General features: G+C 48.2%; 14 protein-coding genes. 2 read left to right on the forward strand and 12 right to left on the reverse strand.

Features of this window, described 5'->3' with window-relative positions:
• The 7 genes from mntA (AC6F7T_RS12750) to AC6F7T_RS12780 form a co-directional block, all read right to left on the reverse strand.
• Positions 1 to 295, reverse strand: a 295-nt coding sequence (mntA, locus tag AC6F7T_RS12750; RefSeq protein ID WP_500719405.1) for a type VII toxin-antitoxin system MntA family adenylyltransferase antitoxin, incomplete at its 3' end; no start/stop codon positions are given.
• 152 nt (positions 296 to 447) lie between these two features.
• Positions 448 to 861, reverse strand: a complete 414-nt coding sequence (gene hepT / locus AC6F7T_RS12755; protein ID WP_337906835.1) for a type VII toxin-antitoxin system HepT family RNase toxin — start codon at positions 859 to 861, stop codon at positions 448 to 450.
• The gene (mntA, locus tag AC6F7T_RS12760) at positions 851 to 1,279 is read right to left on the reverse strand and encodes a type VII toxin-antitoxin system MntA family adenylyltransferase antitoxin (RefSeq protein WP_500719407.1); all 429 of its coding nucleotides are present in this window, start codon (positions 1,277 to 1,279) and stop codon (positions 851 to 853) included. The genes hepT and mntA (AC6F7T_RS12760) overlap by 11 nt, the downstream gene beginning before the upstream one ends.
• A 177-nt stretch (positions 1,280 to 1,456) precedes the next feature.
• Positions 1,457 to 1,861 carry a PIN domain-containing protein gene (locus AC6F7T_RS12765; RefSeq protein ID WP_500719409.1) on the reverse strand — a complete coding sequence of 135 codons (405 nt, stop codon included), beginning with the start codon at positions 1,859 to 1,861 and terminating at the stop codon, positions 1,457 to 1,459.
• Positions 1,862 to 1,868: 7 nt separating this feature from the next.
• Positions 1,869 to 2,108, reverse strand: coding sequence for an AbrB/MazE/SpoVT family DNA-binding domain-containing protein (locus AC6F7T_RS12770; protein ID WP_500719410.1), 240 nt, complete (start codon positions 2,106 to 2,108; stop codon positions 1,869 to 1,871).
• Between the two features lie 385 nt (positions 2,109 to 2,493).
• Positions 2,494 to 2,898, reverse strand: coding sequence for a PIN domain-containing protein (locus AC6F7T_RS12775; RefSeq protein WP_500719412.1), 405 nt, complete (start codon positions 2,896 to 2,898; stop codon positions 2,494 to 2,496).
• Positions 2,886 to 3,158, reverse strand: a complete 273-nt coding sequence (locus AC6F7T_RS12780; protein ID WP_500719414.1) for a type II toxin-antitoxin system Phd/YefM family antitoxin — start codon at positions 3,156 to 3,158, stop codon at positions 2,886 to 2,888. Before AC6F7T_RS12780 ends, AC6F7T_RS12775 begins: the two co-directional genes overlap by 13 nt.
• Before the next feature lie 199 nt (positions 3,159 to 3,357).
• Between AC6F7T_RS12780 and AC6F7T_RS12785 the strand changes: the two genes are divergently transcribed.
• Together AC6F7T_RS12785 and AC6F7T_RS12790 are read left to right on the forward strand one after the other, a co-directional pair.
• Positions 3,358 to 3,612: a type II toxin-antitoxin system Phd/YefM family antitoxin gene (locus AC6F7T_RS12785; RefSeq protein WP_500719415.1), complete on the forward strand. Its 255-nt coding sequence runs from the start codon at positions 3,358 to 3,360 to the stop codon at positions 3,610 to 3,612.
• Positions 3,609 to 4,043, forward strand: coding sequence for a PIN domain-containing protein (locus AC6F7T_RS12790; protein ID WP_500719417.1), 435 nt, complete (start codon positions 3,609 to 3,611; stop codon positions 4,041 to 4,043). The genes AC6F7T_RS12785 and AC6F7T_RS12790 overlap by 4 nt, the downstream gene beginning before the upstream one ends.
• 185 nt (positions 4,044 to 4,228) lie before the next feature.
• Here the strand turns inward: AC6F7T_RS12790 and AC6F7T_RS12795 are convergent, their stop codons facing one another.
• The 5 genes from AC6F7T_RS12795 to AC6F7T_RS12815 all read right to left on the reverse strand — a co-directional run bounded on the left by AC6F7T_RS12795 (position 4,229) and on the right by AC6F7T_RS12815 (position 6,831).
• A complete protein-coding gene (locus AC6F7T_RS12795) occupies positions 4,229 to 4,684 on the reverse strand; it encodes a HepT-like ribonuclease domain-containing protein (RefSeq protein WP_500719419.1) in 456 nt (151 codons plus the stop codon).
• Positions 4,677 to 4,964 (reverse strand): nucleotidyltransferase domain-containing protein, encoded by a 288-nt coding sequence (locus AC6F7T_RS12800; RefSeq protein ID WP_500719422.1) that lies wholly within the window; start codon positions 4,962 to 4,964, stop codon positions 4,677 to 4,679. The genes AC6F7T_RS12795 and AC6F7T_RS12800 overlap by 8 nt, the downstream gene beginning before the upstream one ends.
• 74 nt (positions 4,965 to 5,038) lie before the next feature.
• Positions 5,039 to 5,974 (reverse strand): transposase, encoded by a 936-nt coding sequence (locus tag AC6F7T_RS12805; protein ID WP_500719424.1) that lies wholly within the window; start codon positions 5,972 to 5,974, stop codon positions 5,039 to 5,041.
• A 285-nt stretch (positions 5,975 to 6,259) separates the two neighbouring features.
• A complete protein-coding gene (locus tag AC6F7T_RS12810; protein WP_500719425.1) occupies positions 6,260 to 6,550 on the reverse strand; it encodes a type II toxin-antitoxin system RelE/ParE family toxin in 291 nt (96 codons plus the stop codon).
• Entirely contained in the window at positions 6,550 to 6,831 is a 282-nt protein-coding gene (locus AC6F7T_RS12815; protein ID WP_500719428.1) for a type II toxin-antitoxin system prevent-host-death family antitoxin, read from the reverse strand. The genes AC6F7T_RS12810 and AC6F7T_RS12815 overlap by 1 nt, the downstream gene beginning before the upstream one ends.
• Between the last annotated feature and the right edge of the window lie 480 nt (positions 6,832 to 7,311).

Raw genomic sequence — 7,311 nt, forward strand, 5'->3', positions numbered from 1 at the left:
GACGCAAAATCCGTCCCACCAGACTGATCGGCGCACTATTCAGGATCACCAGATCAAACTCATCCGTCCCCAAAGCGTCGGCAATCACCCCGATCAAGTCAAGCTTGACTTCCGCGAGGTCCTCCATCGTGGTCAGGTAAACGGCTATGTCCACATCGGACAATGGCCGTACTTCCCCCTTTGCCAGGCCACCAAAGAGATAAACGAAAACAACCTTGTCATGTGCGGCGAGAATGGCAGGGAGAGACTCTAGTCGCTTTAAAATATCTGCCGGTAATGCGTGAACTTTGCGCATGCTGCTCCCTGTTTACATGGGGACACACTATATTATCTCTTCTTCATTTAGGAAAGGTCGTTAACCGCACCAACCTTTTTCTTGAAAAGGCCGGGATTGTAGGTTTTGGAGATACCCCGACCCTGCGCAAGGATATTGGTGAATAGTTACATCTACGGTTTGATTTTCAGCTTTAGTGCCATACATAGTGAAACCAGATCCAGCCAACCTTCTCGCATGATGAAGTGGATCACGTCCGGATCAATATCCTGATATTGGTGAATAGCAATATTGCGAAATCCGGTCATACCCCCAAGACGTGAAGCAAGAACAGTGTCAATTTTACCTGCCTGCTGGAGTAGCTTGAATGATTCGGCGCTGCTTTGCGGCATTCCCAGATGGTCAGCGGAAACAGTATGCATGGCCAGGTCAATGGCAGCCTGACAGGCGCGCTCGATATTCAAAATCAAGGCATCCAGATGCGTTTGATTACTCAGGGTTTTATCTGCCTCGTATTCCTCGCGCATGCGACGTAGACAACGCTCAATAATCGCAGCTTTATTGAAACTGACATTGTCAGGCGGCACGATAACTCTCCTCTACCACTTTACGATCCTGCCTGAAGATAAAATAGCACCCCAGCAAACGTGCCTCCATCGCTTCGGTATAACCTTTGTGAACTGTTATGATGCGGCGACCTTTGAATATTGCTTCACTGGCATAGATGAGATTTTTTGTCGTTATCACCCCGATATCAACGACCCTGTGCAGTTCGGCTTCGAGTAGTGCGGCCATTTCCAGACGTGATTGCAATGATATTGGCTGTTCGTCTACCGGCAGCAGGGCAATATCAATGTCACTATCGTCACGCATTGAGCCTGCGGCAGCGGAACCGAGCAGATAAACGGCTGCTATTACAGGATACTTAGCAAGAACACGGCTGATCTGCGCTGTGACACATTTTACATATTCTTGTGTTTGTTGATCTTTTTTCGGATCAAGCATAGTTTGCTCCAACTCAGATCAAAACCAGTGATTTAAATTTTAACCGATGTTGATAGATTTTCATCGCGGCCAACAGCTTTTCAAATTCTGTTCGCCGCTATCAGAATCTATGAAGGTCCGATAATGCACATCACAGGGGGACGTTCTATATTGTCCCCCCTCTTTACATGGTCTCGCTCAAGGGGCAATCAGCTTCAAAGTCGGAAAATAAGTTTGATAGCGTGACACATCCCGCGTTAAAAGGGTTAGTCCTGCAACTGCTGCATGAGCGCCAATATAAAAATCGGGTAACGGAGAACGGCGAACTCCTCCAGAACGGCGATAGGCAAAAAAACATTTCCCAGCTAAAAACGCCGCTTCCCAGGGCAGGGATTGGCGCACAAAGGCATCAGCAGGCAGGCATCTTTCCAACTCTTCGATATTTTTAAAACCTACAGACACTTCCGAGTAAATGATGGGATTGATCATTAAAACAAACGATTCCGCCATCGCTGCCAGCTTCTCAGCGGACCAATTGAACCATATCGGGTCTTCAGTCAAGATATCAAGCAACACGTTACTGTCGACCAGCACACCAGCCATAGCCGGCTTATCCACGAGTTAACGCCATAATCTCATCCGTACTCATTTTAACCGAAGCCTTACCACGCATCCCTTCGATCAGGCGACGGCCTCGCTGTTGTGCACCTGTCGCTTTACGGACATAGACCACGTTACCTTCAACAACAAATTCAACTTCGGTTTGAGGTAGCAACCCAAGCTGATCACGAACATGACGCGGTATGGTGACTTGACCCTTACTGGTGATCCGCATAATAGACCTCATCATAAAAGTATTACTACAAAAAGTAATACCAGTTTATCGGCGCGGTTATCTCAGGTCAACTCAATTCATGTCACGTAAATATCGGAGCAAAAGCACATCGCGGCCAATAGCTTTTCAAATTCTGTTAACCGCTACCAGAATCTAAGAAGGTTGCTCTTTTTTTCCAAATCGAAATCGCTATCGGGATCGGAATCGTTGTTGCCGTAGCTGTAGGCTGTCTGTTCTTCACGAACATGATAACCCCACCCACCCCAAAGCGGCACAGTCGATCGAAAGGCGATAGTCTTTTCGATTTCGATCCCGATTTCGATAGCGATTTCGATTTCGATTGAACCAACCGTAATTCGTATGTCCCCTTTTTTTCCTTTTGCCAGCCCACCAAAACACCTTAGATGACAATGACATCAAGTCCGGGAATATCGGTAAAGTCTGATGCATTGCGCGTCAGTAAAGTATAGCCGTGTTGCACTGCCTGACTGGACATCCAGAGATCCTGAACCCGGCGTCGATAGCCTTTTCCAGACATTTTTAAAGCCGCTGCCAGTTCACCAAAAACAATACCGGTCCCTGCATCAATCGGCAACAACGGTTTACGCTGCAACCGCCGCAACGCGATCTGTCGCCGCTGCCTCACGGCAGGATCTGTCGCCGCCTCCACCCCAAACTTCAACTCCGCCAAGGTAACCGGAGAAAGGTAAACAGGATGCTCAGTGGTCACCTGAGCAACATCCGCAGGAGCCAAACGTCCCTGCTGAATATCAATCCAGACACAGGTGTCGATCAGGAATCCCATGGGTCTCTCACTTCCTCAGAAACAACATCCACAAGACCGGTCGATCGACTGTCAGTCAACCAATCCCTGCCCGCAGCGTCCGGTAGTGTCTGATACAAATCAGCCATCGCCTCCAAAGCCGTCATACGCCCGGCCCCCGGCAAAAGTCGCCCTACAGGCTGATGATTTCGCTCAATGACGATTTCACTCTGTTCTACCGCCAATCGATCCAGTACTTGACGTAAGTTACGGGCCAATTCGGTTGCAGTAATCGTTTGCATAAAATCTCCTCAAAGTATGATGAGATCATATTTTACATAGTATCAAAACGGATATCAAGCGGACGGGGAGAACTGAGCGACAAGTTAGTTATCTAAGAATGTCCCCCCCCTTTTTTACAATATGTTTATTACCCACGAATTTGCTCATCTGCGCAAAATGTAGTAACGTATCTACAAGCACGTTGTGGAGGTGAAAACGATGACGATAACGACCTTATCCAGTAGAGAGTTCAACCAACATGCCGGCAGAGCCAAAAAAGCCGCCAAATGCGGACCGGTTTTCATTACTGACCGTGGGCAACCGGAGCATGTATTGCTGAGCTTTGAAGAGTACCAGCGTCTTGTCGGCGAGCGCAAAAAAATTGTGGACCTGCTGGCGATGCCGGGTATCGAGGAAATTGACTTTACTCCTGCGAAACTGGATGAGCCGGCCAAAGCGGCAGAGTTTGAATGATGTATCTGCTGGATACTAATGTGGTGTCAGAACTCCGCAAGGCCCGTGCCGGCAAAGCCGACCCCAACGTGGCTCGCTGGGCTGACAGTGTGGATGCGAGCAAGTTGTATCTTTCGGTCATTTCCGTGCAGGAATTGGAAATCGGGGTGCTGCTGGTCGAACGGCGCGACGCTGTTCAGGGAGCCATGCTTCGCACCTGGCTCAACGACCATGTCCTGCCGGCCTTTACCGGGCGCATTATCCCGGTGGACACAAGGGTCGCGCTGCGCAGTGCCCAAATGCATGTCCCTGACCCGCACCCGGTGCGTGATGGTTTGATTGCCGCCACAGCCCTTGTTCACGGCATGACCATTGTGACCCGTCATGTTGATGATTTTATCAGGACCGGCGGTATGCTGTTGAACCCATGGCGAAGTGATATGGAGAGGTAAACACAATATTCTATATTCTGCCCTTTAGGCCGTTGACCTTACCGCGTCATCCCTGCCTTTGACTTTTGCCGCGTCGAGGATCCTTTTGATTCTAACCGATGTTGATAGATTTTCATCGCGGCCAATAGCTTTTCAAATTCTGTTAGCCGCTATCAGAATCTATGAAGATCCGGGTGACGTGATCGCTAATGAAACAATGCACGTAGATATTCAGAAGCCTGTCGATCTCCCAAACGCTCAAGGTCACCACTTTCCAACTCAATCGCTCTTTTCATATTTAATTCGAGTATTGAAATGAGTCGATGAAGGTCCTCGATAAGCACAGGAAAGTGCCTTTTGATAACCGACCATACCTCACCTTCATCAATTCCAAAATATCCGTGAGTGATGGCGTTCCTGAAATTTACGATTTTGCGGAAGTAATCCGGAGCAGAAGTAGCCAGCACCTCATCTTTTAAGATGTTACCCATCGCTTCACCGACAATTTCAAGTTGTCTGATTGTAGCATCCCACCTCAAGCTATCTTGTCTGAGAGATTCTGCATCAGCAATATCCTTGACGTAATCATCTATTCGAAAGCCAGCCAGGAAAATATCAATGATAAAAAGCTCGACACTTCGAGACGGCCTGGCTTCAGGCATAGATAATCTCCTTGTCGATCTGCTCCCTGTAATAACTTCGAAAACTGTCGATGTAACCAACATCTACTGGTACGCCAAGGTTTTTCTCGAGATATTCTCGCAAATCTTCACGAACAAAAAAATCTTTATTGTTGGACAAAATTGCCAAGTCAATATCACTCCCATCATGTTGTTGATCCTTGGCATAGGAACCAAAAAGCCCTATCTTCTCCACCCCAAACTTTAGAGCAAGTTCTTCCTTGTGGGCTCTGAGAAAATTCAAGACAATCGTTTTATCCATGGCAATGATCCTTCACTGAAGATTCACAGACATTATGATTGTAATATGCAGTCCCAACCCTGTAAACACAATCCTCACCTGCCAAATGTCTCAGTCAATCGGCGCAAGGAAAAGACGTCTTCCAGCCCCCTCACCGCCACCGGATTCTTATCGGGGTTGTCTTCTTCAGAGCACCAACGTCGCCAGTGGGTTCGGACAAAATCACGACTGCCGATAATCACGCTATCAGTAAAATAGCGCGAACGGGACAAAAATCGATCGACTGGTGGCTTGGTATAGTTGCGTGCCTGCTCTTGGGTGACAATCTGACCATCAATATGTGCCCCTTTATCCGTCGGTAATGCGCCGACCTCGTAGACAAACTGGCGATAACGCCGTAACTGCTCGTCGACTGATAGCTTCTCTGCCCCCACCAGACCGAAATCCAGTGACAAAAATCGGCTCTTGTTGCCCGTCTGGCTGTGATACCCCAGTGAACTCCAGCGATAATCGTCCGGCCGCTGAACCAGTCCAGCACGAAGGGGGTTCAGGTCGACATAGGCCAGGCAGTTGATCAGGGTATCGCCATCCTCGACCAGCACACTCTTGAACCGCTCACCCCAGAAAAAACCACGGCGGTTATGGCGTTTATTGTAATAGCGCGAAAAGGATTGTTTGATCTCCTTCATCATTTCCGACAACTGCTGCCATTTATAGCGCAGCATGGCGATCTGACCGGGCAAGGGCGAATCTTTGGTCTCGTCATCCTGATAATACAGAGCGTAGCGGCGCTGGATTTCGGTATCGGAATACCCCTCATCCGGATGCATACGCACCACCAGATGAAAGTGATTGCCCATAATGCAAAAGCCCAAAACATCGGCAAAATAAATGGATGTAAAGTGGCGAATGACCTGCAGCAGATGGTCTTTTTCGGCATCACCCAGGACAAAACCATCCAATGCCGTGCGCGACATCAGGTGATAAACCGCCGATTCCCCCTCAACAACCAGACGCGGACTACGCGGCATAAATACTACCTCCAGAATATTCCCCACAAAGACCAGCAACAAAAAACATACACATCACAAACTCACCACCAACCTAACCCGATACAAATCGCTACGTCAATCATATTTCGCCTGTCCCCTTTTTCTACGTGTAACGATCAAACTCAGGATTCGCCAAGAAGTGAGACAACGCCGGAATAAAAAAAGCGGGAGAGGTGCGTGCAAAAACAGCCAACATTGCTAACATACTGATTCACATAGGTTATATTTTTTTCTTGACGGGGACAATATAGAATGTCCCCGTTTTTACTGTTTTGATAGGGAAAAACGCTTATGCGCTTCAAAAACAGTCAATATTTCAACTGCTGAGGGACTGACGCAATAAACAATCCGGTAGTTTCCCTCAATCAACTCACGTAAATCACGGCCAGGCACTTCGGGAACGAAACGACCGGAATAAGGTTGGTCAACCAGAACATCAGTACGTCGGATCAGCTTTTCAATAAAAACAACAGCAACGGCTGGATCATCCATAGCAATGTAAGCCTCGATGTCCATCAGGCACCGCAGCGATTGTTCCGTCCAGACAATCTCCATTACACGCAGCGTAATTTTCGCGCTGTTGCCAGACGCTCTTTTAGGGCTTCCTCATTCATCACCCTACCGGCAGCAACATCACTCATCCCCGCAGCAATGGATTCAAGAAAACGTTGCTGCTCCGTGATCCGGTCATATTCAGCCGGAGACATCAGCACTCCTGCCGGGCGACCATTCTGAGTGATAATCAGCGGGCTAGCCAAATTCTTAAGGTATCGTGGTGCATGCGTTTTAAATTCACCCAATGGAATGACGCCGTCGGCAACACTGATTGATTTCATAAAACCTCCAAGTCTGTATTTAGAACAAATATAGACTACTATCCATAAAAACACAACGAGCTAGCCATACTAAGGGGGGAGGCGGCCCCTACTCCCAATCGAAATCGCTATCAGGATCGACATCGTTGTTGCCTTTGCTGTAGTAGGCTGGCTGTTCTTCACGAACATGATAGCCCGGCCCAACCCAGGGCTACACAGTCAAACGAAAGGCGGTAGGCTTTTCCGATTTCGATTTCGATAGCGATAGCGATAGCGATAGCGATTTCGATTGCACCAATTTTTACTCGCTCTTATCCGTAGTTCATCATGGCAGCTTGTGATGCCTGATTTTTGTGAGTTTTACTTCACTGCGGGATGGGTGAGTTTGAGGATGGGGAGGGGTGCCACTGGAGAATCATATTTCGCCTGTCCCCTTTTTTACTAAGGGGGAGGCGGCCCCTACTCCCAATCGAAATCGCTATCGGGATAGAAATCGTTGTT

This window comes from Pelovirga sp. (assembly GCF_059864205.1).